This is a genomic window from Ochrobactrum vermis, assembly GCF_002975205.1.
Lineage (GTDB): Bacteria > Pseudomonadota > Alphaproteobacteria > Rhizobiales > Rhizobiaceae > Brucella > Brucella vermis.
Map to the genome: position 1 here is coordinate 1,193,491 of NZ_PCOC01000001.1, position 23,608 is coordinate 1,217,098.

A 23,608-nucleotide genomic window follows, 5' to 3' on the forward strand; every position below is an offset into this window, starting at 1 on the left:
CTTTTCCTGGCATTAGAACAAGGTTTACATTCATGCTTGAGATCAAGAACCTCCATGCAAAAATCGCCGACACGGATACCGAGATCATCCGTGGCCTGAACCTCACCGTGAACAAGGGTGAAGTGGCTGCGATCATGGGTCCGAACGGTTCGGGCAAGTCCACGCTGTCCTACATCCTGGCTGGTCGCGACGACTATGAAGTGACCGAAGGCGACATTCTCTATAACGGCGAGTCGATCCTCGAACTCGACCCGGCAGAACGCGCCGCCAAGGGCATTTTCCTCGCTTTCCAATATCCGATGGAAATACCGGGGGTTGCCACGATGGAATTCCTGAAAGTTGCGATGAACAGCCAGCGCAAGGCGCGCGGCGAGCCGGAACTGAAGATTCCGGAATTCATCAAGCGCGTGAAGGACGTCGCCGGCGGCCTCAACATCGACATGAACATGCTCAAGCGCCCGCTCAATGTCGGCTTCTCCGGCGGCGAAAAGAAGCGCGCTGAAATTCTTCAGATGCAGCTTCTGGAACCAAGCCTCTGCGTACTCGACGAAACCGACTCCGGCCTCGACATCGATGCGCTGAAGATCGTTTCGGAAGGCGTCAACGCGCTGCGTTCGCCAGACCGTGCCGTGATCGTCATCACCCACTATCAGCGTCTGCTCGAATACATCGTTCCTGATAGTGTGCATGTGCTTTACAAGGGCCAGGTCATCAAGTCCGGTGACAAGACCCTCGCTTTGCACCTTGAAGAAAACGGTTATGCCGAAGTAATCGGCGAAGCAGCCTGAGGAGGATTGGATTATGAATATCCAGACCGCTCAGACCGCAAAGCCGAGGACGCCCGCTGAAAGCGCGCTGATCGATAGTTTTGGCGATCTTATCGGCAATTTGTCCGGTAACGGCGATGTCGTTGTCGCACGCGATACGGCGCTTGAACTGCTCAAGACCCACGGGCTTCCGTCCCGCCGCGTTGAAAGCTGGCATTACACGGATTTCCGCACGCTTTTGAAGGGCGTTGCCGCGTTCGACAGTTCTGCTGGTACCCAGCCGCTTTCCGCATTGCTCGCCGGTTCCACCATTCTGGCCGCCAGCAATGGCGTTGCGCTTGACGCAAAGGCGCCCGAAGGCGTGTCGCTGACGCCGGTGCGTGAAGCGCTGGCCGACGGCTCGCTGGCTCTCCAGCTCAAGACACGTGGCACAGACGATACAATCGGCCAGATCAACGCTGCTTACGTCAGCGATGGCTGGATGATTTCGATTGCCGACGGCACCGAGCTGGAAGCGCCTCTCGAAATCCAGAACATCCAGAAGACCGGACAGGGCCACACGCGCTTTCCGGTTCGCATCGGTTCGGACGTCAAGGCAACGATCATCGAGCGCCAGAACGGCGGCGAGGGCGATGCTTTCTCGACGTCGGTAAGCCATGTTTCAGTTGGCGACGGCGCAGAAGTCCTCTGGGTCATCCTGCGCGACTTCGGTCAGGCAACACAGCTTTCGCAGTTCAATGCGACGATTGGCAAGGGCTCCAAGCTCACGCTCTACATCGTCAATGCGGGCGGCAAGCTGGTTCGTCAGGAAGTGCACGTCAATGTGACGGGCGAAGATTCCGACTTCGAGCTTCGTGGCCTCAATCTTCTGGCCGACGACACCCACACCGACATCACCATGACTGTCGGCCATCTGGTGGAAAACACCCGTTCGACCCAGATCATCCGCAATGTGGTGAAGGACCGCGCGCGCGGCGTTTTCCAGGGCATGATCCGCGTTGCGCAGATCGCCCAGAAGACCGATGCCCGCATGGCCTGCAACACGCTTCTGCTTTCGGACGAAGGCGAGTTCGACGCCAAGCCGGAACTCGAAATCTTTGCCGATGACGTGGCCTGCGGTCACGGCGCAACGGTTGCCGAGCTTTCCAAGGACTATCTGTTCTATCTGATGGCCCGTGGCATTTCGGAAAACGACGCACGGGGCCTGCTGATCAAGGCATTTATCGCCGAGATCATCGAAGAGCTGGAAGACGAAACGCTGGTGGAAGCGCTGGAAGAAGTGCTGTCCAACTGGCTCGCCATTCATGCCTGAGTAAATCGGGCCTGATTGAGTGCGACAGCGCGCGGATGCGCGCGCTGTCCTTCCTGCCGAACGGCAAAGGGAACGATCATGGACCAGAAGAATCCGCTTGTTGCGGCCTATGACGTGGAAGCCATCCGCCGGGATTTCCCGATCCTGTCGCGCGAAGTCCACGGCAAGCCGCTTGTCTATCTCGACAATGGCGCTTCGGCGCAAAAGCCGCAAAGCGTCATCGATGCGGTGACGCATGCTTATTCCAATGAATATGCGAATGTGCATCGCGGCCTGCATTTCCTGTCGAATGCCGCAACCGATGCCTATGAAAAGTCGCGCGAGACCGTCCGTCGTTTTCTGAATGCCGGCTCGGTCGATGAGATCGTCTTCACCAAAAATGCTACTGAAGCCATCAATACGGTCGCCTATGGTTATGGCATGCCGAATATTGGCGAAGGTGATGAAATCCTGCTGTCGATCATGGAGCATCACTCCAATATCGTGCCATGGCATTTCATTCGCGAGCGTCAGGGCGCGAAGCTGATCTTTACACCGGTTGATGACGAAGGTGTGTTCCATATCGAGGAATTCGAAAAGCGTCTGACCGAGCGTACGAAGCTTGTCGCAATCACCCACATGTCCAACGCGCTTGGCACAGTCACCCCGATCAAGAAGATCGTTGAACTGGCCCATGCGCGCGGCATTCCGGTGCTGGTCGACGGCAGCCAGGGTGCGGTGCATCTGCCGGTCGATGTGCAGGATCTGGGCTGCGACTGGTATGTTTTCACTGGACACAAGGTCTATGGTCCGTCCGGTATCGGTGTCCTCTATGGACGCGCGGAGATGCTGGAAAAGATGTGTCCCTTCCAGGGCGGTGGCGAAATGATCGAGGAAGTGACGGAAGAAAACGTTACTTACAATCATCCGCCGCACCGTTTTGAAGCGGGCACACCGCCCATCGTTCAGGCGATCGGCCTTGGTGCAGCACTCGAATATATGGAAAAGATCGGCCGTCACGCCATTCTCGCCCATGAGGAAGATCTGCGTGACTACGCGCATGAGCAGCTCGGGCGGATCAATTCGTTGCGCATTTACGGCAACGCGCCAGATAAGGGCGCAATCATCTCGTTTGCGCTGGAAGGAATTCATGCGCATGACGTGTCGATGGTGATCGACAGGGCCGGGGTGGCCGTGCGTGCCGGAACGCATTGCGCACAGCCGCTCTTGAAACGTTTCGGCGTTACCTCTACATGCCGTGCATCCTTCGCCCTGTATAATACCCGTGCTGAAGTGGATGCATTGGCGGAAGCCTTGGAAAAGGCAAGGAAGTTTTTCGGATGACCGATATGGAACAGAAAGTTCACGACCAAACGGTCGATACCACGTCCGTCGAGGGCGGAGAAAAGGCTGAAGGCAGTTCGGTGTTTTCTGCTTCTGCCATTCCGCAGGAAGACCTCCTGCGTATGACGGACGACATCATCGCGGCCTTGAAGACGGTTTATGATCCCGAGATCCCAGCCGACATCTACGAGCTTGGTCTCATCTACAAGATCGACATCGAAGACGACCGCACCGTGAAGATCGAGATGACCCTGACAGCCCCTGGGTGCCCCGTTGCTGGTGAGATGCCTGGCTGGGTTGAGAATGCCGTCGGTGCCGTCGAAGGTGTCTCTCTCGTAGAAGTTACGATGACATTTGACCCGCCGTGGACCGCGGACCGTATGTCCGAAGAGGCTCAAGTGGCTGTCGGCTGGTATTGAAATTTGATCGAGATAAACAAAATGCGGCTCTTGGGCCGCATTTTTGATTCCCGACTACAGGTCGCACAAAATGAAGCCTGACCGCTTCTTTTGCATTGTTGCTGAAGTTTTCCGAAACAACGTTTTGCGGGGCTTTGGCGATGTCGCAGGACATGCAAAGACAAACAGCAAAGAAAAGTGGTGCCCCCAGAGAGACTCGAACTCCCGACCCCCTGATTACAAATCAGGTGCTCTACCAACTGAGCTATAAGGGCACTTGCGCCCGATTAGCACAAATGCAGCGGCTGTAAAACGAAAATTCATCGCAAGCAGGTCATGGCAACCGGGTTTTTCATGTGATAGCCAATAGCGGGTTGTGGAAACAGCGGCAAACTTGTCAGAGTTAGGCCGGATTCGGGACGGTAAATATGGAAGATAAATCGCTCGCGCTTCATTTTCTGTCATCGGGAACCGAAGAATCACTTGTCGCCCAAAAGGAGCTGGTGGCTCGCTACGGCCATGTGGCTGCCGAAGACGCCGATATTATCGTCGCGCTCGGCGGCGATGGAACCATGCTTCAGGCACTTCGCGACTTCATGAACAGTGGTACACCGATTTACGGCATGAATCGCGGGTCGGTCGGTTTTCTGATGAACGAGTTCAGTGTGGACGATCTGCCGGAGCGTATTCTGGCCGCCCAGATGGAAACCATTCGCCCGCTTGTTATGGCCGCAGAAACCGATTCCGGGCAATCGTTCGAGGCTTTGGCGATCAATGAAGTTTCATTGTTCCGCCAATCCTATCAGGCCGCAAAAATCCGCATAACGATTGACGGCAAGGTACGCCTGGACGAGCTCGTTTGCGATGGCGTTATGGTCGCGACGCCCGCTGGCTCCACCGCCTACAATCTTTCGGCACAAGGGCCTATTCTGCCGCTCGAAGCGCCGCTTCTGGCACTGACACCGGTGAGCCCGTTTCGTCCGCGCCGGTGGGGCGGTGCCCTGCTGCCAAAGCATGTGACGGTCCGTATGGATTTGCTGGAAACCGAAAAACGTCCCGTCAATGCAGTTGCCGATAATAACGAGGTCAAATCGGTCAAGTCTGTAACGGTACGGGAAGCGCCGAACAGCCAGGTCGCCATCCTGTTCGATCGAAATCATTCCTGGGATGAGCGCATCCTGACGGAACAGTTCAGGCACTAGTTCTGGCAGATAAATGCCGCGCGACTTCAGCTATGCCGAATGCTCTTTAGCTGTTGATAATTTGAGTAAATTTGTTCATGTGTCTCCTTGATTTCGTTTATTACAGCACAATCGAAGCAATTTGATATCCTTGGATGGTATTTTAGTTGACTTTTGCACGCTGTGGACGTACGCGATGCTGCAAGAAGACGCATATTGCGTTGCAGACGCCTTATTCTGCCTTGGTTCCTGCGCCCGATGACGCGGCCGCAATGACAGGATGGGTGGAAATCATTTCCAAACCAGAGAGCTGCGCCTCCATTGACGACATTTGCCGAACTCGGTCTTTCCCCGAAAGTGCTCGCTGCTGTAGAAGCGGCGGGATATACTGCGCCCACACCCATTCAGGCAGGAGCCATTCCTCCGGCACTTGAACGCAAGGACGTTCTCGGTATCGCGCAGACGGGCACCGGCAAGACGGCGTCTTTCGTGCTTCCGATGCTGACGCTTCTGGAAAAGGGCAGGGCGCGGGCTCGCATGCCGCGCACGCTCATCCTGGAGCCGACCCGTGAACTCGCGGCTCAGGTCGAGGAAAATTTCACCAAATACGGTGTCAATCAGCGGCTGAATGTTGCCCTTTTGATTGGTGGCGTTTCGTTCGATGAACAGGAGCGCAAGCTGGAACGCGGTGCAGATGTTCTGATCGCGACACCCGGTCGTCTTCTCGATCATTTCGAGCGCGGCAAGCTGCTGTTGACCGGCGTTGAGATTCTCGTCATCGACGAGGCAGACCGCATGCTCGACATGGGCTTCATTCCCGACATTGAGCGTATCTGCAAGCTCATCCCATTTACGCGTCAGACCTTGTTTTTCTCGGCCACCATGCCGCCGGAAATTACCAAGCTGACCGAACAGTTCCTGCACTCTCCTTCACGCATCGAGGTTGCCAAGGCTTCCTCCACGGCGAAGACCGTGACCCAGCGTCTGGTAAAGTCCAGCAAAAAGGATTGGGACAAGCGTGCGGTCCTGCGTGATCTCATCCGTGCCGAAGGCGATACGCTCAAGAACGCGATCATCTTCTGCAACCGTAAGAAGGATGTGTCCGAGCTTTTCCGTTCGCTGACACGGCACGAGTTCAATGCCGGTGCCCTGCATGGGGACATGGATCAGCGCGCTCGCATGGCCATGCTGGCTAACTTCAAGGACGGCAAACTGCAGCTTCTGGTCGCGTCCGATGTCGCTGCGCGCGGCCTTGACATTCCTGATGTGAGCCACGTTTTCAACTTTGATGTTCCCATCCATTCGGAAGATTATGTTCACCGCATTGGTCGCACCGGTCGCGCCGGACGTTCTGGCAAGGCATTCACTATCGTAACGCCTTCGGATACGAAATATCTGGCTGCTATCGAAAACATGATTGGTGAAAAGATCGAATGGCGGGACGGGGATTTGTCAACGTTGCCAGTTTCTGACGAGGCGGATGAGCCGCGCAAGGGCAGAAATGCTCGCAGCAAAGGCAAGGATGCCCAAGGCAAGGACGCCAAGGGCAAGGAAAAATCGAAAGACAAGGCAAAAGCCAAGCCTGTCGAGACGATGGATCCTGCCGAACAGCCGCAGCCGGTGATTGAAGCCAGTGATCGCCGTGACGCGATCCGCGCTTCGAACGACGAGCGTCGTGGCAGGCCTCAGCATGAACCGAAGCGCCGTCGTGATCGTGACGACGACGGTCCGACACCTGTTGGATTCGGTGATGATATTCCGGCTTTTATGCTGATTCCGACTGGCGTTTAACAGAAGAAACACCGAAATGAACTGATCGGCTGCAGGCTAGCGCTTTGCAGCCGGTTTCTTTTTGGGCTTGGTTTTCTCGCTTCGCAAAGCGGCGTCATAGGCAAGACGTGCCCAGCGTGTCATCACTTCCGGGTCATCGAAAGCCTCGCTCGGCACGCTCCAATAAGGCATGGCAATTGGATCCCCACCTTTGCGGCCTTCATAGGTCCATTGGTTGGCACCGGCGTCGAGAAATTCAGGAATGGTTATTTCGTCGGCCTTGAAGAGCAACTCGTCGCGGACGACGAGCGCAAAAATCAGGCCTTGATGATAAATGCCCTTGCCGCCGAACATGCGTCGGATGCTGATGGGGCCAAAGTCCTGCAACAGATCGCGAAGAGCTTCGTCATCCATTGGCGAACGAACCTTTTCTGGAGCACGTCCCAAAAAGCGTGAAACGGCTTGCGGAACTAGAGGCGCATAAAAACAGGAAGTGCTCTAGGCTGCGCCTTGCATATCGCGAAGGCTTTCAGGAGAGGCAGCCTGGATTTCGACGGATTCGCCACAGCCGCAAGCCGATGTTTGGTTCGGATTGTTGAAGACAAAACCCGTTCGCAGCGTCGTCACTTCGAAATCCATCTGGGTGCCAAGCAGGAAAAGAACCGCTTCCGGTGCGATGAAAACATGGGCACCGTCCTTCTTGATCACATCGTCGCCAGCTTTGGCCTCCGTGACGAGATCGATGGTGTATTCCATTCCGGCGCATCCGCCTTTTTTCACACCCACCCGGATACCAAGCGCGCCATCGCGCGATGCGATAATCTCGCGAACGCGATCAGCTGCTTTATCGGTTAGCGTCATGACTGCGAAACGGCCCATTTTTCTCTTCCGGTATCGTGCTGGCATATGGACGGAGAATCGTCCATTCTTGTCGCAACAGGCTGAGTTTCCTCTGCGATTGCCACGTTTTCACTATAGTTAGTGTTGTAACATCATTACTGCAATACACCAAATTGGGAGCGCTCATGACGCGCTCCGCAAAAAGTTTGCTAGGAAGAGGAGAAGCGAATGTCGAATGACCGGATGAAACCTCTCATGCTGGCTGCTGTGATCGGCCTTCTGAGCACGGGGCTGGCGGGCCTTTCGGCCGGAGGTGCCTCGGCGCAAAATCCACAGAAGGCTGCGCCCGAAGAGACTCCCAGAAACGTTCAGGAGAAGCATGACAATGCTTCCGAGCCGGTGGAAGAAACCAAGCCTTCCGAGCAGACACAGGATGCAGCCGGAGGGGTGACGGTCCCGGACTATCGCGATGATCGTTCCACGCCGCAGGCGCTGATTGAATCTTATTACAATGCGATCAATCGCAAGGAATATACCCGGGCCTACGGCTATTATTCCGAAGAGGGGCGGGAGCCTGATTTCAAGACCTTCGTAAAGGGCTACGAGACCACCAAGAGCGTGAAGGTCGCGCTGCGGAAAACCGATCCCGATCCAGGCGCAGGCCAGATCTACTGGAGTCAGCCGCTGGCTATCGAAGCGGAGACGGCGGATGGAAAGAAGGAAGTCTTTACAGGCTGCTACACGATTCATCTCACAAATCCGGGTATGCAGGAAGAACCGCCGTTCAAGCCGATGCAGATCATGACAGGCTCGTTGACCAAGTCGCCGCTGGAACTGGAAAAGAGCGTGCCGGAGACGTGTGAAGCGCCCTAGACGGCGATTGACAAAATAGCTCTTGACCTTACCACGATGGGAAGCTCCATCTTAGTGTCATATCCAAAAGGAGTGACCAACTTGATGAAGTTTTCCGTTCCCAAGATGAAATGCGGTGGTTGTGCCGATAACGTTACCGTCGCGCTGCGTAAACTCGATGCAACTGCGCCAATCGATATCGATCTCGACAAGAAAGAGGTGGAGTTCGGCGGCACTGTTTCACAGGATGCTGTGCTTTCCGCATTGGCTGCAGCCGGATATCCGGCAACGAGTGCGCAATAATGTGATTTGAGAGGCGCTTGTATCAAAGTGCTGCAAAAGCTAGAGCGCATCCCGAAAGTGTGAAACGGTTTCGGGATGCGTTTTTTTGAATACGCATCAGGATGCCGGGAAGCCAAAGGCTTTCCGGTTTTTCTGTATCCCGATTCCGATAATCAATGGCGGGGTATCCGTGAGCATGAATGCCGCAAATGCTGTGTTTCATTGACTGGACCCGCGATTTTTGCCACATCAACGGCAAATCTCGTTTATGGTGCCTTGGCAGCGAGAAACGGATTTGAACCGCTCATTAGGAAGAGCGGATCAATCTTGGCTGACAGGCGCTGATGGCATGAAACATCGCATTCCGCGACAAGGAAGGGTTTAGGGCTATGGCAGCCGATTTCCAGGATCTTCGCACAAAGATGGTCGACAATCAGATCCGTACGACGGACGTAACCGATCTGGCGGTTATCGATGCTTTCCTGACTGTCCCGCGCGAGGCTTTCGTTCCCGCCGCCCGTCAGGTGCTTGCCTATATCGATGAAGATCAGCTTCTCGAAAGCGAAGGCAAGCAGCCTCGCTACCTCATGGAGCCTTCGCCCTTTGCCAAGCTCGTGCAGCTTGCGCGCGTCAAGAAGACCGATGTGGTTCTCGATATCGGCTGCGGCACCGGATATTCTGCAGCTATTCTCTCCAACCTTGCAGGTTCGGTCATCGGCCTCGAAAGTGATTCCGCATTGTCGGCCGCTGCGACTGCCCGTCTGGCAGAATTGGGCCATGACAATGTTGTGATCGTTTCAGGTGAGCTGCAGGCAGGCTATCCGTCGGAAGCTCCATATGACGTGATCGTAATTGAGGGTGCAGTCGATTTCATTCCTGATACGCTTCTCAGCCAGTTGAAGGATGGTGGACGCCTCGTCGCTGTTGAAGGCCGCGGGAATGCGGGAGTTGCGCGGATTTATGTTAAAGAAAATGGTGTTGCATCGGGACGCGGTGTGTTCAACACTGCGGTTCGTCCGCTGCCTGGATTCGAGCGCGTTCCACAGTTCGAGTTTTAATTTTAGCGGATGATACAATTCTGCAACGCTGCGGAATTTGTTTGTGCAAGCTCTGGCGGGGGCAATGGAAATAACCGAATTTAGAGGTTATTAGGTTTTGCCCGAACCGATCGGTTCGATAGTTGGATTCGTTTGTTCTTAAAATGAGGTACCCGGTGTTCAAAACGTGCAAAGGACTGGTAGCGGCCGCAGCATTGTTGTCTGGCACCATCTTAACGGGGCAGGCGGCGTTCTCGGAGACGTTAACCGGCGCTCTCGTGAAAGCCTACAAGAACAATGCTAACCTGAACTATTCCCGCGCAGGGGTCCGTGTCACGGACGAAGGTGTCGCAATCGCCAAGTCCGGTTATCGCCCGCAGATTACCGGTTCTTATAACGTAGGGCGTGGCAAGACACCTTCAAGTCAGGGATATCGTACGACAGGCACGTTCGGCATCGAGCTGAACCAGATGCTGTTCGATGGGTTTCAAACCAAGAACAATGTCGCTGCCGCAGAAACCCAGGTCTTCGCCCAGCGCGAAAATCTCCGCAATGAAGAGCAGAACAGACTCTATGAAGCGGTGACCGCTTACATGGATGTTTATCAGTCTCGCCAGATTGCGGTACTGCGTGAACGTAACCTTGCAGCCTTGAACGAACAGGTTCGCGCCGCTCGCGCTCGCCTTGATGTTGGTGAAGGTACGCGCACAGACGTTGCACAGGCCGATGCAAGCCGTTCGACAGCTGTCGCTGCGCTGAATTCAGCCCGTGCGGATGTCAAATCGGCTGAAGCGACCTATGTGCAGGTTGTCGGCGTTCAGCCGGACAAGCTTGCGACGGCTGCTGCTGCCAGGAATCTGCCAAGTTCGCCAAATCAGGCCTTCAACATTGCGACGACCGGGCATCCTGGCATTCTCGCAACGCAGTATGCCGTTAACGCCGCCGGATATAACGTGAAGGCCAGAGAGGGCGCTTTGCTTCCTTCTGTCGGCCTTACCGCAAGTGCCAGCCGTCTCGATACCTATGCCGGTGAAGGCGGTTCGCAGACTGATGGTAATTCAGCATCGATCGGCGTTGGTGTCAGCATTCCGATCTATACCGGTGGCCGCACTTCGGCTCAGGTCCGCCAGTCCAAGGAACAGCTCGGTCAGGCGCGCATTGAAGTTGATGTCGTTCGCGATCAGGTCCGTCAGGCTATCGGTTCGGCGTGGTCGCAGCTTGAAGCGGCTCGTGCATCGGTCAAGGCGAATCGTGACGGCATTGCCGCCGCGCAGCTTGCTCTCGATGGTGTCATCGAAGAGCGCAAGGTTGGTCAGCGTACGACGCTCGACGTTTTGAATGCGCAGAACGACCTGATTACCGCACAGATCGCTCTGGTCGAATCCGAGCGCAATGTGATTGTCGCCAGCTATGCGCTTCTGAACGCGACAGGCCGTATGACTGCCAGCCAGATGGGCTTGCAGGTTGCCGAGTACAAGCCGGAAGAACATTACAAGGCCGTCAAGGACAAGTGGTTCGGCCTGCGCACGCCAGACGGTCGTTGATCGTTGGCGCGCTGAACTGGAAGTTGAAAGGCACCTTCGGGTGCCTTTTATTTTGCTCTCGATTCGGCATTTCGCGGCACCTTCAATTCTTAATAAATCCATAAAGCTGTGAGTTTGAACCATCGTGTCTTGGCTGGGGATTCTCAAACAGGGGATCGTCCGCTACCCTTAATCCATTGATTCTCTGTCTTTTGCAGACAATGTCGCAATACAGGAAAGCGGATAGTAGCCATGGCACAGACATCCAGCGCAGCACGTGAACCGTCGATGGAAGAGATTCTCGCTTCCATCCGCAGGATCATTGAAGATAGCGATGTCACCCGCCAGCCCGCGTCCGGGGCCGCAGCAACTTCTCCGGTTCGTGGGGAGGTTGCAGAATTCCGTCGTCCGGTTCCGGAACAACCGGTTGTGCAGCCGGAAAAACCCGCAATGATGCGCAATGTGTTCCAGGATGAGCCGACATTGCGCGGTTCGATTGTCGAACCTTCGCAGGCAGCGCCAGAACTTGAAGGCGAAGCCGACGACGAGGACGAAATTGTTCTCGATGCTCAAAACGATGATCATTCCAAAACTGCGGCTACGACGTCGTTTGATCAACCCGCCGACGCCGATATATCTCTGGAAGAAGCCGATCTGTCGGTTGAAGAGGGAGTGGCCGAGACGGTTGATGCCCTGCTCGAATCTGAACTCGATGCGGAAATAGAGCAGGAGCCTGCCATTGCCGAGCAGGAAACTCCGGTTCAGCCCGAGGCTGCAGCGCCTGTCGTAGAGCCGCTGGCCAAGACGCAGCCTATTGCCCATATGATGTCGCAGATCGCGGAACGTCAGGTGGCTGCGGCATTTCAGGACTTAAATCATGCCGTTCGGGCGGAACCGCGTCGTTCGTTTGACGACATCGCAACGGAACTCTTGCGGCCGATGCTGCAAGACTGGCTCGACAATAATCTGCCGACGCTTGTAGAGCGGCTTGTTCGGGAAGAAATCGAACGCGTTGTGCGTGGCGACCGATAACCGGCAACGGGTGATTTTTTTGAAATGTTACCCGTCTGTTCAGCAGGCGGGTTTTCACTTTTAGAACGACCGACAGTGGCGCCGTCACTTTTAAAGTGATTTGTCACCTGTTAGTTGCTATTGAGCCTTCAATCCATTCATCGCGCATAAAGACCGGATAATTCCATGCTTGAGAAGACCTATGACGCCGCGGCGATAGAGCCGAAAATTGCTGAACGCTGGGAAGAAGCGGGTGCATTCAAGGCGGGTGCAGGCGCTAAGCCGGGAGCCGATCCGTTCGCAGTGGTTATTCCGCCGCCGAATGTTACCGGATCGCTGCATATGGGCCACGCGCTCAACAATACGATTCAGGACATAATGGTCCGCTTCGAGCGCATGCGCGGCAAGAATGTGCTGTGGCAGCCTGGCATGGATCATGCGGGCATCGCAACGCAGATGGTCGTCGAACGCCAGTTGATGGAACGGCAGGAGCCGAACCGTCATGCCATGGGCCGCGAGAAGTTCATCGAACGGATCTGGCAGTGGAAGGCTGAATCCGGTGGCATGATTTCCAACCAGTTGCGCCGTCTGGGTGCATCATGCGACTGGTCGCGCGAGCGATTCACCATGGATGAGGGGCTGTCGCGCGCGGTTCTGGAAGTGTTTGTCTCGCTCTACAAGCAGGGACTCATTTATCGCGACAAGCGTCTGGTCAACTGGGATCCGAAGCTGCTGACGGCGATATCGGACATCGAGGTCGAATCGCGTGAAACGAAAGGCCATCTCTGGCATTTCCGTTATCCGCTTGAGAATGTTCCTTTCGATCCAGAAAACCCGCATACCTACATTGTGGTCGCGACGACGCGTCCGGAAACCATGCTGGGCGATACCGGCGTTGCGGTCAATCCTAAGGATGAGCGTTACCATGCTCTGGTTGGCAACGATGTCGTGTTGCCGCTTGTCGGTCGCCACATTCCAATCGTTGCCGACGATTATGCTGATCCGGAAGCCGGTTCCGGCGCTGTCAAGATCACGCCTGCGCACGACTTCAACGATTTCGAGGTCGGAAAGCGGAATGAACTACGCGCTATCAACATTCTAACGACGAATGCCTCGATAACGATCAAAGACAACGTTGATTTCCTCGAAGGGCTGCAACTGACGCCGGAATTGAAGGCGCTTATTCACGAACTCGAAGGGCAAGACCGCTTCGCAGCGCGCAAGCGCATTGTCGAACTGATGGACGAACGCGGCTATCTGGAAAAGATCGAGGACCACGCACACGCGGTTCCCCATGGCGACCGTGGCGGCGTTCCGATCGAGCCTTACCTGACCGACCAGTGGTATGTGAACGCTGGCGAACTGGCCAAACCGGCAATGGCGGCAGTACGCGAAGGCAAGACAAAAATCGTCCCGGCGAACTGGGAAAAGACCTATTTTGACTGGATGGAAAACATTCAGCCATGGGCGGTTTCCCGCCAGCTCTGGTGGGGACACCAGATACCGGCATGGTACGGCCCGGACGGCCAGTATTTTGTCGAAAAAAGCGAAGAGGAAGCGAAAGCTGCTGCACGTGCTCACTATGGTGAGGATGTCGTGCTGGAGCGTGATACTGACGTTCTCGACACATGGTTTTCGTCGGCACTGTGGCCATTCTCGACTCTCGGCTGGCCGGATAAGACGCCGGAACTCGCCACCTACTATCCAACCAGTGTACTGGTTACGGGCTTCGATATCCTGTTCTTCTGGGTTGCCCGCATGATGATGATGGGCCTCCATTTCATGGAAGAGATCCCGTTCCATACGGTTTATCTCCATGCTCTGGTTCGCGACAAGCATGGCGCGAAAATGTCGAAGTCGAAAGGCAACGTCATTGATCCGCTGGAGCTGATGGATGAATACGGCGCTGACGCGCTGCGGTTCACCCTTGCTATCATGGCTGCTCAGGGTCGTGACGTGAAGCTCGATCCGGCTCGTATTGCTGGCTATCGAAATTTTGGCACCAAACTCTGGAACGCCACGCGTTTTGCTCAGATGAATGGTGTGAAACTCGATGCCGGATTCCAGCCGGAAAATGCCAAACTTGCCGTCAATCGCTGGATTCTGACCGAGCTGACCAAAGCAACGCGCGCCGTGACGGACGGTATCGACACATATCGCTTTAATGAAGCAGCCGGTGCGGCCTATCGTTTTGTATGGAACCAGTTCTGCGATTGGTATCTGGAGTTGCTGAAGCCGATCTTCATGGGTGACGATGAAGCTGCCAAGGCGGAAGCTCAGGCCACCGCAGCCTATTGTCTCGACCAGATCTACAAGCTGCTGCATCCGTTCATGCCTTTCATGACGGAAGAACTCTGGACCTTGACCGCAGGCGAGGGGCAGAAGCGCGACACGGTGCTGGCACTTGCTGCGTGGCCGGAATTGTCCTTTGAGGACGAGGAAGCGGCAGCGGACATCAACTGGCTTGTCGATCTCGTTACCGGCATTCGTTCGGTACGTGCAGAAATGAACGTTCCGGCAGGCGCAATTGCCCCGGTCGTGGTTCTGGACGCCAATGCGACAAGCGTCGAGCGGTTTGCCCGACATGACGCAGCGATCAAGCGCCTTGCCCGCGTGGAAAGCGTCTCGTTCGAAGCGCAGGCTCCCAAAGGCTCGGCGCAGATGCTGCTCGGCGAGGCGACAATCTGCATTCCGCTTGGCAATCTGATCGACCTCAAGGCCGAAGCTGCACGTCTCGCCAAGGAAGCTGGCAAGATTGCTGCTGAAATGGATCGCATCGAGAAGAAGCTCTCCAACGAGAAATTCGTTGCAAATGCGCGCGAAGACGTCGTTGAAGCAGAGCGTGAACGACTGATCGAGCTCAAAGAAGCGGCGCAGCGTGTGGCAACTGCTGAGTCACGCATACGTGATGCAGGCTGATTTGACCTAACGTCAGAAAGCGTCCTGCTTCCGAATCAAACACCCGGCCGTGTGCATTTCACGGCCGGGTGTTTTTTATCCGCAATGATAGAACTTCCGAGCGTTTCAATGGCTGGAGAGCATGATCGAACTCCGATTTCGATTGTTTTTCTGCAATGTTGCGCTTTCGCAACAAGGCGAAAAATGGGCCGAAAATAGGCCAATTTAGGCATATTTCGCCATGTGCTTGGTTGAATTCTTCTAATGAAATGGTGAGGTACTTAATGTTTTAGCCATTTTCGACGGATGCGTCGAAAATCCGACGATGCTAATCCAAGTTAGTGGGTCTTGCGGCCCGAATCCTTCCTGATTTACGTTTTCGTCAACGTTAATACTGATGCTCTGTGGGAGGACATTTATGAGTGTACAGCGCGTGAAAATGGCGGGAATGGTCGCGGCTCTCCTTGGGAGCGCGGTTGCTGCCAACGCCGGTGGCTTCGAGCGTAGCTCGCAGGATTTCGATATTCTCTTCGAAAAAGGCAATGCAGTTGATGCGACGGGCACCTATGTCGCTCCGCAGCGTAAGCTGAAGAACATCCATGGCTCACGGGTCGGTGCGGCCACTGGTGGCATCAATCCGATCACGCGCCAGCCCTATGAAACCAGCGTTGACGAAGCAAAGAGCTATTGGGTTCCTAAAGCTTCTGCAAAGTTCGACTTGACTGACGATCTTGCTTGCGCGGCGCAATATCGTCAGCCTTGGGGTATCGAAACCGACGTTGGCACCAACACCGTTCGTATGTTCACTGCTATCGAGCAGAAGATTTCTTCGAACGATTACGGCGTGAATTGTTCGTATCGTTTTGCAGCCGGTGAAAAAAGCTACTTTCGTATCCTCGGCGGTGTGAGCTATCAGGAGCTCAAAGGTGAGCAGACCAAGATGGTCCCTCCCGGCTCGGCATTCGGCGGCTCATTTCGCGTAGCGTCGCTGGATGTTGAAGACGAGGCTGTAGGTTGGCGCCTTGGTGCGGCCTATGAAATTCCTGAATATGCGATGCGTGCCACGCTCGTCTATCAGTCAAAAGTCAAATACGATCTCGAAGGTACGATTGATAATCTCGCACTCAATCCGCTCACGGGTCGCGGCATACCAATTAATGTCGAAAGTGACGTCGCGACACCTCAGTCGGTGGAATTCAAGTTTCAGACCGGTATTGCTCCTGACTGGCTCGCATTTGGTTCGGTGAAGTGGACGGATTGGTCCAGCATTGAATCGGTGGACTTCGTGTCCGCTGATAGCAAAGTCGCTCCGCAGGGGACAAAAATCACCAGCTTGAGCCTATACTATCAAGATGGCTGGACAGTGAGCGGCGGTGTTGGGCACAAGTTCAATGACCAGTGGTCGACTGCTGCAACTGTTACCTGGGATCGTGGCACCAGCACGGGCCTGACTTCCCAGACCGATATCTGGCTCTTTGGTCTAGGCACGAATTATAAGCCGAACGATCAATTCGAAGTTCGTCTGGCTGGCGCTGCTGGCTGGCTTTCTTCAGGTGAACTCGATGACACCGTCGTCGATGGTAAACCGAGCCTGACCGGCTCCAAGGGCGAATTCGGCAACGATTTCGTTGGTGCGCTTTCGCTGACGGCCAAAGTGAAGTTCTAAGCTTAGGATACTAATAAAAAAGCCCGGCATCGTTACCGGGCTTTTTTCATTTGGATGGTATTGATCACTTTTCAAGCCGCGCGAGCAGTGAAGACGTATCCCAGCGGTTGCCACCGATCTTCTGCACTTCCTTATAGAATTGATCCACAAGCGCCGTGACGGGCAGCAGCGCGCCATTACGGTCGGCTTCTTCAAGGCAGATGCCAAGATCCTTGCGCATCCAGTCAACGGCAAAGCCGAAATCATATTTGCCCTGGTTCATGGTTCCGGACCGGTTTTCCATCTGCCATGAACCAGCGGCCCCCTTCGAGATCACCGAGATCAGCTTTTCGATATCGAGGCCGGCTTTCTTGCCGAAATGGATGCCTTCAGCCAGCCCTTGAACAAGACCGGCAATACAGATCTGATTGACCATCTTCGCAAGCTGGCCGGAACCAACTGGCCCCATAAGACCAACCATGCGCGCATAAGAATCGATAACCGGTTGGGCGCGCTCGAAAACGGATTCAGATGCACCGACCATGACGGTGAGCACGCCGTTCTCGGCTCCTGCCTGTCCGCCGGAGACTGGTGCATCGATGAAATGAAAACCGAGCTTTTGCGCTTCTGCGTCGAGTTCACGGGCCACCTCGGCGGATGCCGTCGTATTGTCGATGAAAATTGCGTCCTTCTTCATGGTTGAGAAGGCTCCGTCATGGCCGATGGTCACGAAGCGAAGATCATCATCATTGCCGACACAGGCGAAAACAAAATCCGCATCGTGCACAGCTTCGGCGGGTGTCGCTGCGAAGCTGCCACCGAATTCCTTGGCCCACTTCTCGGCTTTAGCGGTTGTTCGGTTGTAAACCGTAACGTCGTGACCGCCTTTGTTCTTGAGGTGACCTGCCATGGGGTAACCCATGACGCCTAAGCCCAGAAATGCGACCTTAGCGGGTGTCGTCATTCGTTTGTTCCTCCGAATAGAGCGCATCCCGAAAAGTGTGAAACGGTTTTCGGAAAAGATGCGCGTTAAAGCAAATATCTAGAGCGCCGATCTGATTCAATCAGATCGAAACGCGCGCTAGCTGTAGTGAATCAGGTGAGGGGCGTCATAACGGCCGCTTTATAGGCCGTGCGCTGCTTGAGGCGGTCATACCAGTCTTCAAGATGGGGAAGAGAAGGGCGCTCGATCGGAAATTCAAACCATGCATAAGCGTAACAGCCAACGGGAATGTCGCCGATACCGAAATTGTCACCCGAGAACCAGGGGGTGTCCTTGAGACCTTCGTTGGCGATCTGCATCGACTGCGCAAGGCCATTCAGACCTCGCTCCAAAACGGCTGAATCCCGTTCTGCTTCCGGCAGTCGGATCAAGTGCTTCATGACGTCGCTAAAATTGACGTAGAAGGACGCAGAGGCCCAATCCATCCACTTTTCGGCCTGAGCGCGTTTGGCCGGGTCTTCAATCCACAGCGTGCCTTTACCGTAAGCTGCAGCGAGATAGCGCGTGATGGTGTTGGATTCCCAAAGCGCCGTGTCACCATCCTCCAGTAATGGAATCAACCCGTTCGGATTGCGGGCTAGGTAAACCGGATCTTTCAATCCGCCGAACTGGCCACCGACGTTTATCTGTTCGTATTCGAGATTAAGTTCATGCGCTATCCAGAGCGCCTTCTTCACATTCGTGGAATTGATACGACCCCAGATTTTCAGCATGACTCAACCTGTTAGATTACTGTTGGAAGAGCATTCTAAACAGATCGCCCCCGGAAACCGCAAGGGTTCCGGGGGCGATATTTTCGGCTTATGCTGGTTTACAGCTCCCTAGCGAACGAGATGCCGGGTAAGGCGTCGTTCGAGGAAATCCCAGATGTGTCTCAAACATTCGACCATCAGCAGATAGATAACCGCTGCCCAGAGATAAGTCTGGAAATCGAATGTCCGCGAATAGGCACGGCGCGTTTCACCCATGAGGTCAAGCACGGTGATGATTGCGACGATAGCCGACCCCTTGATCATCAGGATGATTTCATTGCCGTAAGGACGCAGGGCCACGATAAGCGCCTGCGGAAGAATAACCTTCCAGAATGTCACGCGCTTCGAAATGCCAAGCGCCGCGGCCCCTTCCCACTGGCCCAGTGCCACGCTCTGAATAGCGCCGCGCAGAATTTCAGCCTGATAAGCTGCCGTGTTGAGCGAGAAGGCCAAAATGGCACAATTCCATGCATCACGGAAAAACACCCAGAGCCCGATGCTTTCAAGGAAAGGACGGAATGTACCGAAACCGTAATAAATAAGGAATGTCTGCGCAAGCAGCGGTGTGCCACGGAAGAAATAGACGTAACCGAAGGCAAGTCCGCGCAGCCACCGGTTGTTGGACATGCGCGCGGCGGTAATCGGCAATGAGAGCAGGGCGCCTATGACGATCGATACGGCAACCAGTTTCAGCGTTATCAGAAGTCCGGACCAGTAGCGTGGACCATAGGTTTCGAACAGATCGATACGCCATGCATTGTAAAGGTAGATCGCAAGACCCGCGAAAAGAAGAAACCAGAGCGCGACGATGATATGACCGGCAATGCGCATGCCCGTCCATTGCTTCACCACCGGCGGCGGAGCCATTACGTCGCCTACAGGATTGGAAATAGTCTGGCTCATATCATGCACCTCGCGAACGATTGGAGCCCGCATCGGCCCAGCGGGCAATGCGGTTGATAAAGTAGGAGGAGATGATTGCGAGAACCAGATACAGCAGGCAGGCTATGCCGAAGAACAGAAACGGTTCTTTGGTCACGCGTGCCGCAATGGAGGTCTGCCGCAGGATATCGGACAAGGTGATGACCGAAACCAGCGATGTATCCTTGAGCAGCACCAGCCAAAGATTGGCAAGGCCGGGCAGCGCGATGCGGATGAGCTGCGGCAGGATCACCTTACGCATGGTCTGCCAATGCGACAGACCAACTGCATAACCACCTTCATATTGCCCGCGCGGGATAGCACGGAACGCCGAAAGGAAGACTTCGCTCGAATAGGACGAGAAGACGAAGCCCAGCGCTACCATACCCGCGCCGAACGCATTGATTTCGACATTGGCCTCGATACCGAACATGCTCAAAAGCCGCTGCAGCCCAAGCGAGGCGCCGAAATAAACAAGGAAGAGCGTGAGAAGCTCAGGCAGGCCGCGAAAGATCGTGGTGTAGATGTTTGAAGCCAGCCGTATCGATGGTTCGCTGGATTGTTTGCCAATGGCTACCAGAAACCCCAAAGCAAGACCGACTGGAAGTGTCGCCAGAGCCAGCGAAACAGTTACCAGAAGCCCCCACGCTATACTTGCACCCCAACCATCGGGGCCGAAACTCAACAAAGTGGCGTAATGTTCCATGCGCCTATTCTTTTTTTTCCTAAAAGCATTCGCCCATGTTCTTATCACCTGCAAGGTCTTGCGCGGCGATATCTGTGCTGTATGCCCGTACAAAATGTTTTGCGCCGATTTGCGGAAAGCAAACCGGCGCATATGTGTTAGTTTTGATTAATTTTCGGCGCCGTAGGCATCGAAATCAAAGTACTTGTCGTTGACTTCCTTGTACTTGCCGTTCGCACGGATTGCCTTGATGGCTGCGTTGAACTTTTCTACCAGTTCCGGGCGTCCCTTCTTGAAGGCAACGCCAGCGCCTGGGCCATGAATCTCGATAACCGGCGGGAAAGTGCCGACCATCTTGCAGCAGGCGCCATCTGGCGACTTCAGCCATTCGGCGAGCGTCACGCTGTCATCGTTGACGGCGTCGAGGCGACCATTGGCGAGATCGAGACGATATTCTTCGGCTGTCGGATAAGCCTTGATCGTGCTGTCAGTGAAGGTCTTTTCGGAATAATTCGAGTGTGTCGTGGAAACCTGAACGCCTATGGTCTTGCCAGCGAGATCTTCCTTGGTCACGCCCTTGATGTCGGTGTCCTTCGGAGCGGCGATACCGGGAGGCGTGTTGTAATATTTGTTGGAGAAGTCGACCTGCTTCTTGCGCTCATCCGTGATGGACATGGAGGCGATGAATGCATCGAACTTGCCTGCCTGAAGTGCCGGAATCGCGCCATCCCACTCCTGGGTGACAAATTCGCACTGTGCCTTCATTTCATCGCAGAGCGCCTTGGCGATATCAACGTCAAAGCCCGAGAGGGTGCCGTCCGGCTTGATGAAGTTGAAGGGAGGATAGGCGCCTTCGGTGCCGATCTTGAGCTTGAGTGGCTCTTCCGCATTTGCAACGCCAGCAGTCATGCTGCCAATTGTGATCGCCAATGCTGCAACCGAAGCCGCAGCAGCTATACGCTTCAATACGCGCATTTTTAGTCCTCTCGTTTGTTCTGGCTGGTTCCCTGATTATTTCTTCTGGTTCAGCCGCTTAAGGGGTAGTCACGACCGTGAAACTCTAAATTGCACGTTTGGTAGTGGATTCCCCCGCCGCTACCAATAGATGGTTGAGCCGATCATGCGCAATATTTTTTCGCACTTACGTTTCCGCCACCCGTTCCGGTGACGATATTCCCACCATTTCGCGATGATTGGCAAGATGGTCAACGCAATTAAATTGTGTGTCTTTAGCGAGAAATTCTCGGCGTTTTCTGCAATATTCCGTTTCAATATGGTGAAGTATATCGTTGAATTGCAAAAATTTAGAGGATTCCCTAGATAGCCATCTGGCGTTCGATGAAATCAGCTATCTTATCAATATCATTGATGCCGAACACAGGCACTTTTTCGTCGGGCTGCGGCTGATCGCTGGCTATGGCGACGATAGTGGGGTCATCGACAGAGAGAGCCGGTCCTTCATGCCCTCCTTCGCGACGCAACTCGATTTTCTTGTGCGTCTCGCGTTTGTATCCTTCGACCAGAACCAGATCACAAGGCGCCAGTTTGGCCGCTATTTCCCAAAGGGAAGGCTCATCTTCGCCCAAGCCTTCATGCATGATCGCATAGCGTTGTGATGAGACGATAGCGACTTCCGCTGCGCCCGCTTTTCGATGACGCCAGGAATCGGTGCCTTCATGATCGATATCGAAGTTATGATGAGCATGCTTGATCGTGGCGATACGGTATCCGCGTGCTGTGAGGCATGTGATCAGACGTTCGGTCATTGTCGTCTTGCCGGAGTTTTTCCATCCGGTAATGCCGAAAAGCTTCTGGTTCATTCCATTGCCTCAGCCAGTTTTCGGGCGGCGACCAGATCGTCGGGCCGATTGATGTTGAAGAATGGATCATATGTTTCCGGGCTATCGCCAGCGAAGGCAAGTGGAAAATCGAGTGTCTCGAACCCGATATGTTCCGCGAATGCGAAGACACTGGCCCTGTTCGTGTTTGCGAGCCAGACGGAGAGTTCACCCTTCAGCCCGGTTTCCCATAGTCCGAAAATTGGATGGACCCGGCCAAGAGAGCTGGCGAGAATGACGCGCGCCCTGGTTTCGTTCCGACGCGCGAGAAGGCGGTCGGCGATGTCGCGAGGCAGGAATGGCGTATCGGCCGCTGTCGTCAGCAGCAGTGAAGCTTCTCGCGCATGCGTCAGCGCGGTCAGAATGCCGACCAACGGGCCGCCGTGCTTCGCTGGAAGATCGGCTATCACTGGTATGCCAAGATCAGTCAGCCGGGAAACATCGCCATTCGCATTGATCACAAGGCTTTCGACCTGCGGTTTGATCCGCCTGACGACATGGGAAATGATCGTGCCGGTTTTTCCAAGCGGCTGAAGGAATTTATCGCCGACAACGCCGCCTTCCTGCATACGGCTGGAAAGTCCGCCAGCGATTATTGCCGCAGCAATCATGACGGCTCCACGCCGGTCGGAATTGTTGCAAGCGTGCTTTTGTTGCGCTCCCGCTTCTTCAATACGTTCTCGCGATAGACCATGTAGACGCCGCTCCCGACCACCAGAACTGATCCGGCAATCGTATACATGTCGGGCGCTTCGCCGAAAATCAAAGTGCTGAGGCCTATTGCCCAGAGCAGGCTGGAATAGCGGAACGGCGAAACAAACGATACTTCACCTTCGCGCATCGCCAGAATGATGAAGTGATACCCCACGAGAAGCAGAATGGCGGCAATCGCAATGGCACCGATTGCAACAGTGCCGATGGGCTGCCATCCGCCCATAGGAACTGTCAGTGCGCCACCAGTCAGTGTTATCGCGCCTGCTGTCAGTGTGGATAAATAAAGGGTCGGCACGTGCGCGGGCACGCGGCGGGTGGCGATATCCCGCGTGGCGGCAAAACACACACTGGCAAGAAGCACGGCGATGGCCGCAAAGCTCGCAGCTCCGTCCGTTCCGGGCCGGATGATGATAAGGACTCCGATGAAACCGACCAATATGCATGACCAGCGGCGCCAGCCCACTCTCTCCTTGAGGAAGAGTGCAGCTCCCAGGGTCACGACAAGCGGCGTTGCCTGAAAGACAGCCGAGCAGAACGCCTGGGAAAGATGGCCAAGGGAATAAATGTAAGTGACGGTGGCCACGACTTCACCTGCAATACGCAGCATCGTCATTCTTTCAAACGACAGGTTGCGCAGTGCACCATGTCGCCAGGCCAGAAAACCGATGAGCACCGTCGCGAATATACCCCGGATCAGCATATACTGTCCGCTGTTCATCTCGGTCAGGAGGTATTTTGTGATCGTATCGCCAATGGTGAAGGTGCCCATGGCGAGAAGCATGAAAATACTTGCACGAAAGTTTGCTGACTGCGGCACGATACAGAATCCAGTTTAGGATTCCATACCGTTTTAAAG

Annotated in this window: 23 protein-coding genes and 1 tRNA gene; 13 read left to right on the plus strand and 11 right to left on the minus strand. The window is 54.9% G+C overall.

What is annotated here, in order from left to right:
- Window positions 1-32: 32 nt before the first annotated feature.
- From sufC to CQZ93_RS05800, 4 genes are all read left to right on the plus strand, one after another.
- Window positions 33-788 carry a Fe-S cluster assembly ATPase SufC gene (gene sufC / locus CQZ93_RS05785; RefSeq protein WP_105541741.1) on the plus strand — a complete coding sequence of 252 codons (756 nt, stop codon included), beginning with the start codon at window positions 33-35 and terminating at the stop codon, window positions 786-788.
- 13 nt (window positions 789-801) lie between these two features.
- A complete protein-coding gene (gene sufD / locus CQZ93_RS05790) occupies window positions 802-2,079 on the plus strand; it encodes a Fe-S cluster assembly protein SufD (protein ID WP_105541742.1) in 1,278 nt (425 codons plus the stop codon).
- Between the two features lie 78 nt (window positions 2,080-2,157).
- Complete coding sequence (locus CQZ93_RS05795) at window positions 2,158-3,402, plus strand: cysteine desulfurase (protein WP_105541743.1); 1,245 nt, start codon at window positions 2,158-2,160, stop codon at window positions 3,400-3,402.
- Window positions 3,399-3,821 carry an SUF system Fe-S cluster assembly protein gene (locus CQZ93_RS05800; RefSeq protein ID WP_105541744.1) on the plus strand — a complete coding sequence of 141 codons (423 nt, stop codon included), beginning with the start codon at window positions 3,399-3,401 and terminating at the stop codon, window positions 3,819-3,821. Before CQZ93_RS05795 ends, CQZ93_RS05800 begins: the two co-directional genes overlap by 4 nt.
- Before the next feature lie 178 nt (window positions 3,822-3,999).
- Here the strand turns inward: CQZ93_RS05800 and CQZ93_RS05805 are convergent.
- Window positions 4,000-4,075: transfer RNA gene (locus CQZ93_RS05805), tRNA-Thr, on the minus strand.
- 153 nt (window positions 4,076-4,228) lie between these two features.
- On the opposite strand from CQZ93_RS05805, the gene CQZ93_RS05810 reads away from it, so the two are divergent.
- A complete protein-coding gene (locus CQZ93_RS05810; RefSeq protein WP_105541745.1) occupies window positions 4,229-5,002 on the plus strand; it encodes an NAD kinase in 774 nt (257 codons plus the stop codon).
- A gap of 300 nt (window positions 5,003-5,302) precedes the next feature.
- Window positions 5,303-6,772 carry a DEAD/DEAH box helicase gene (locus tag CQZ93_RS05815; protein WP_105541746.1) on the plus strand — a complete coding sequence of 490 codons (1,470 nt, stop codon included), beginning with the start codon at window positions 5,303-5,305 and terminating at the stop codon, window positions 6,770-6,772.
- Window positions 6,773-6,808: 36 nt separating this feature from the next.
- Here the strand turns inward: CQZ93_RS05815 and CQZ93_RS05820 are convergent, their stop codons facing one another.
- Window positions 6,809-7,165, minus strand: a complete 357-nt coding sequence (locus tag CQZ93_RS05820) for a TfoX/Sxy family protein (protein ID WP_105541747.1) — start codon at window positions 7,163-7,165, stop codon at window positions 6,809-6,811.
- An 84-nt stretch (window positions 7,166-7,249) separates the two neighbouring features.
- A complete protein-coding gene (gene sufA / locus CQZ93_RS05825) occupies window positions 7,250-7,630 on the minus strand; it encodes a Fe-S cluster assembly scaffold SufA (protein ID WP_105541748.1) in 381 nt (126 codons plus the stop codon).
- Between the two features lie 189 nt (window positions 7,631-7,819).
- Here sufA and CQZ93_RS05830 point away from each other — a divergent pair, with 189 nt between their 5' ends.
- The 7 genes from CQZ93_RS05830 to CQZ93_RS05860 all read left to right on the plus strand — a co-directional run bounded on the left by CQZ93_RS05830 (window position 7,820) and on the right by CQZ93_RS05860 (window position 16,860).
- Window positions 7,820-8,464, plus strand: a complete 645-nt coding sequence (locus tag CQZ93_RS05830; RefSeq protein ID WP_105541749.1) for a hypothetical protein — start codon at window positions 7,820-7,822, stop codon at window positions 8,462-8,464.
- 81 nt (window positions 8,465-8,545) lie between these two features.
- The gene (locus CQZ93_RS05835) at window positions 8,546-8,746 is read left to right on the plus strand and encodes a heavy-metal-associated domain-containing protein (protein WP_105541750.1); all 201 of its coding nucleotides are present in this window, start codon (window positions 8,546-8,548) and stop codon (window positions 8,744-8,746) included.
- Between the two features lie 368 nt (window positions 8,747-9,114).
- On the plus strand, window positions 9,115-9,783 hold the full coding sequence (locus tag CQZ93_RS05840; protein ID WP_105541751.1) for a protein-L-isoaspartate O-methyltransferase family protein: 669 nt from the start codon (window positions 9,115-9,117) through the stop codon (window positions 9,781-9,783).
- A 143-nt stretch (window positions 9,784-9,926) separates the two neighbouring features.
- A complete protein-coding gene (locus CQZ93_RS05845; protein ID WP_105541752.1) occupies window positions 9,927-11,306 on the plus strand; it encodes a TolC family outer membrane protein in 1,380 nt (459 codons plus the stop codon).
- A 231-nt stretch (window positions 11,307-11,537) separates the two neighbouring features.
- Entirely contained in the window at window positions 11,538-12,317 is a 780-nt protein-coding gene (locus CQZ93_RS05850; protein WP_105541753.1) for a PopZ family protein, read from the plus strand.
- Between the two features lie 165 nt (window positions 12,318-12,482).
- Window positions 12,483-15,215, plus strand: a complete 2,733-nt coding sequence (locus CQZ93_RS05855; RefSeq protein WP_105541754.1) for a valine--tRNA ligase — start codon at window positions 12,483-12,485, stop codon at window positions 15,213-15,215.
- A 427-nt stretch (window positions 15,216-15,642) separates the two neighbouring features.
- The gene (locus CQZ93_RS05860; RefSeq protein WP_286153446.1) at window positions 15,643-16,860 is read left to right on the plus strand and encodes an OmpP1/FadL family transporter; all 1,218 of its coding nucleotides are present in this window, start codon (window positions 15,643-15,645) and stop codon (window positions 16,858-16,860) included.
- A 64-nt stretch (window positions 16,861-16,924) separates the two neighbouring features.
- Here the strand turns inward: CQZ93_RS05860 and CQZ93_RS05865 are convergent, their stop codons facing one another.
- The 8 genes from CQZ93_RS05865 to CQZ93_RS05900 form a co-directional block, all read right to left on the minus strand.
- The gene (locus CQZ93_RS05865) at window positions 16,925-17,803 is read right to left on the minus strand and encodes an NAD(P)-dependent oxidoreductase (protein ID WP_105541755.1); all 879 of its coding nucleotides are present in this window, start codon (window positions 17,801-17,803) and stop codon (window positions 16,925-16,927) included.
- 131 nt (window positions 17,804-17,934) lie between these two features.
- Window positions 17,935-18,555 (minus strand): glutathione S-transferase family protein, encoded by a 621-nt coding sequence (locus tag CQZ93_RS05870; RefSeq protein ID WP_105541756.1) that lies wholly within the window; start codon window positions 18,553-18,555, stop codon window positions 17,935-17,937.
- 108 nt (window positions 18,556-18,663) lie between these two features.
- Complete coding sequence (locus CQZ93_RS05875; RefSeq protein ID WP_105541757.1) at window positions 18,664-19,497, minus strand: ABC transporter permease; 834 nt, start codon at window positions 19,495-19,497, stop codon at window positions 18,664-18,666.
- A 1-nt stretch (window position 19,498) separates the two neighbouring features.
- On the minus strand, window positions 19,499-20,221 hold the full coding sequence (locus CQZ93_RS05880; protein WP_105541758.1) for an ABC transporter permease: 723 nt from the start codon (window positions 20,219-20,221) through the stop codon (window positions 19,499-19,501).
- A 147-nt stretch (window positions 20,222-20,368) separates the two neighbouring features.
- On the minus strand, window positions 20,369-21,175 hold the full coding sequence (locus CQZ93_RS05885) for an ABC transporter substrate-binding protein (RefSeq protein WP_105541759.1): 807 nt from the start codon (window positions 21,173-21,175) through the stop codon (window positions 20,369-20,371).
- A 341-nt stretch (window positions 21,176-21,516) separates the two neighbouring features.
- Window positions 21,517-22,020, minus strand: a complete 504-nt coding sequence (gene mobB / locus CQZ93_RS05890; RefSeq protein WP_105541760.1) for a molybdopterin-guanine dinucleotide biosynthesis protein B — start codon at window positions 22,018-22,020, stop codon at window positions 21,517-21,519.
- Window positions 22,017-22,649, minus strand: coding sequence for a molybdenum cofactor guanylyltransferase (gene mobA / locus CQZ93_RS05895; RefSeq protein WP_105541761.1), 633 nt, complete (start codon window positions 22,647-22,649; stop codon window positions 22,017-22,019). The genes mobB and mobA overlap by 4 nt, the downstream gene beginning before the upstream one ends.
- Window positions 22,646-23,533 carry a DMT family transporter gene (locus tag CQZ93_RS05900; RefSeq protein ID WP_105541762.1) on the minus strand — a complete coding sequence of 296 codons (888 nt, stop codon included), beginning with the start codon at window positions 23,531-23,533 and terminating at the stop codon, window positions 22,646-22,648. Before CQZ93_RS05900 ends, mobA begins: the two co-directional genes overlap by 4 nt.
- Window positions 23,534-23,608 lie beyond the last annotated feature (75 nt).

Coding starts and splice junctions, on each gene's coding strand:
- sufC (WP_105541741.1), top strand. CDS start 33: ATGCTTGAGATCAAGAACCTCCATGCAAAAATCGCCGACACGGATACC.
- sufD (WP_105541742.1), top strand. CDS start 802: ATGAATATCCAGACCGCTCAGACCGCAAAGCCGAGGACGCCCGCTGAA.
- CQZ93_RS05795 (WP_105541743.1), top strand. CDS start 2,158: ATGGACCAGAAGAATCCGCTTGTTGCGGCCTATGACGTGGAAGCCATC.
- CQZ93_RS05800 (WP_105541744.1), top strand. CDS start 3,399: ATGACCGATATGGAACAGAAAGTTCACGACCAAACGGTCGATACCACG.
- CQZ93_RS05810 (WP_105541745.1), top strand. CDS start 4,229: ATGGAAGATAAATCGCTCGCGCTTCATTTTCTGTCATCGGGAACCGAA.
- CQZ93_RS05820 (WP_105541747.1), bottom strand. CDS start 7,165: ATGGATGACGAAGCTCTTCGCGATCTGTTGCAGGACTTTGGCCCCATC.
- sufA (WP_105541748.1), bottom strand. CDS start 7,630: ATGGGCCGTTTCGCAGTCATGACGCTAACCGATAAAGCAGCTGATCGC.
- CQZ93_RS05830 (WP_105541749.1), top strand. CDS start 7,820: ATGTCGAATGACCGGATGAAACCTCTCATGCTGGCTGCTGTGATCGGC.
- CQZ93_RS05840 (WP_105541751.1), top strand. CDS start 9,115: ATGGCAGCCGATTTCCAGGATCTTCGCACAAAGATGGTCGACAATCAG.
- CQZ93_RS05845 (WP_105541752.1), top strand. CDS start 9,927: ATGAGGTACCCGGTGTTCAAAACGTGCAAAGGACTGGTAGCGGCCGCA.
- CQZ93_RS05850 (WP_105541753.1), top strand. CDS start 11,538: ATGGCACAGACATCCAGCGCAGCACGTGAACCGTCGATGGAAGAGATT.
- CQZ93_RS05855 (WP_105541754.1), top strand. CDS start 12,483: ATGCTTGAGAAGACCTATGACGCCGCGGCGATAGAGCCGAAAATTGCT.
- CQZ93_RS05860 (WP_286153446.1), top strand. CDS start 15,643: ATGGTCGCGGCTCTCCTTGGGAGCGCGGTTGCTGCCAACGCCGGTGGC.
- CQZ93_RS05865 (WP_105541755.1), bottom strand. CDS start 17,803: ATGACGACACCCGCTAAGGTCGCATTTCTGGGCTTAGGCGTCATGGGT.
- CQZ93_RS05870 (WP_105541756.1), bottom strand. CDS start 18,555: ATGCTGAAAATCTGGGGTCGTATCAATTCCACGAATGTGAAGAAGGCG.
- CQZ93_RS05875 (WP_105541757.1), bottom strand. CDS start 19,497: ATGAGCCAGACTATTTCCAATCCTGTAGGCGACGTAATGGCTCCGCCG.
- CQZ93_RS05880 (WP_105541758.1), bottom strand. CDS start 20,221: ATGGAACATTACGCCACTTTGTTGAGTTTCGGCCCCGATGGTTGGGGT.
- CQZ93_RS05885 (WP_105541759.1), bottom strand. CDS start 21,175: ATGCGCGTATTGAAGCGTATAGCTGCTGCGGCTTCGGTTGCAGCATTG.
- mobB (WP_105541760.1), bottom strand. CDS start 22,020: ATGAACCAGAAGCTTTTCGGCATTACCGGATGGAAAAACTCCGGCAAG.
- mobA (WP_105541761.1), bottom strand. CDS start 22,649: ATGATTGCTGCGGCAATAATCGCTGGCGGACTTTCCAGCCGTATGCAG.
- CQZ93_RS05900 (WP_105541762.1), bottom strand. CDS start 23,533: ATGCTTCTCGCCATGGGCACCTTCACCATTGGCGATACGATCACAAAA.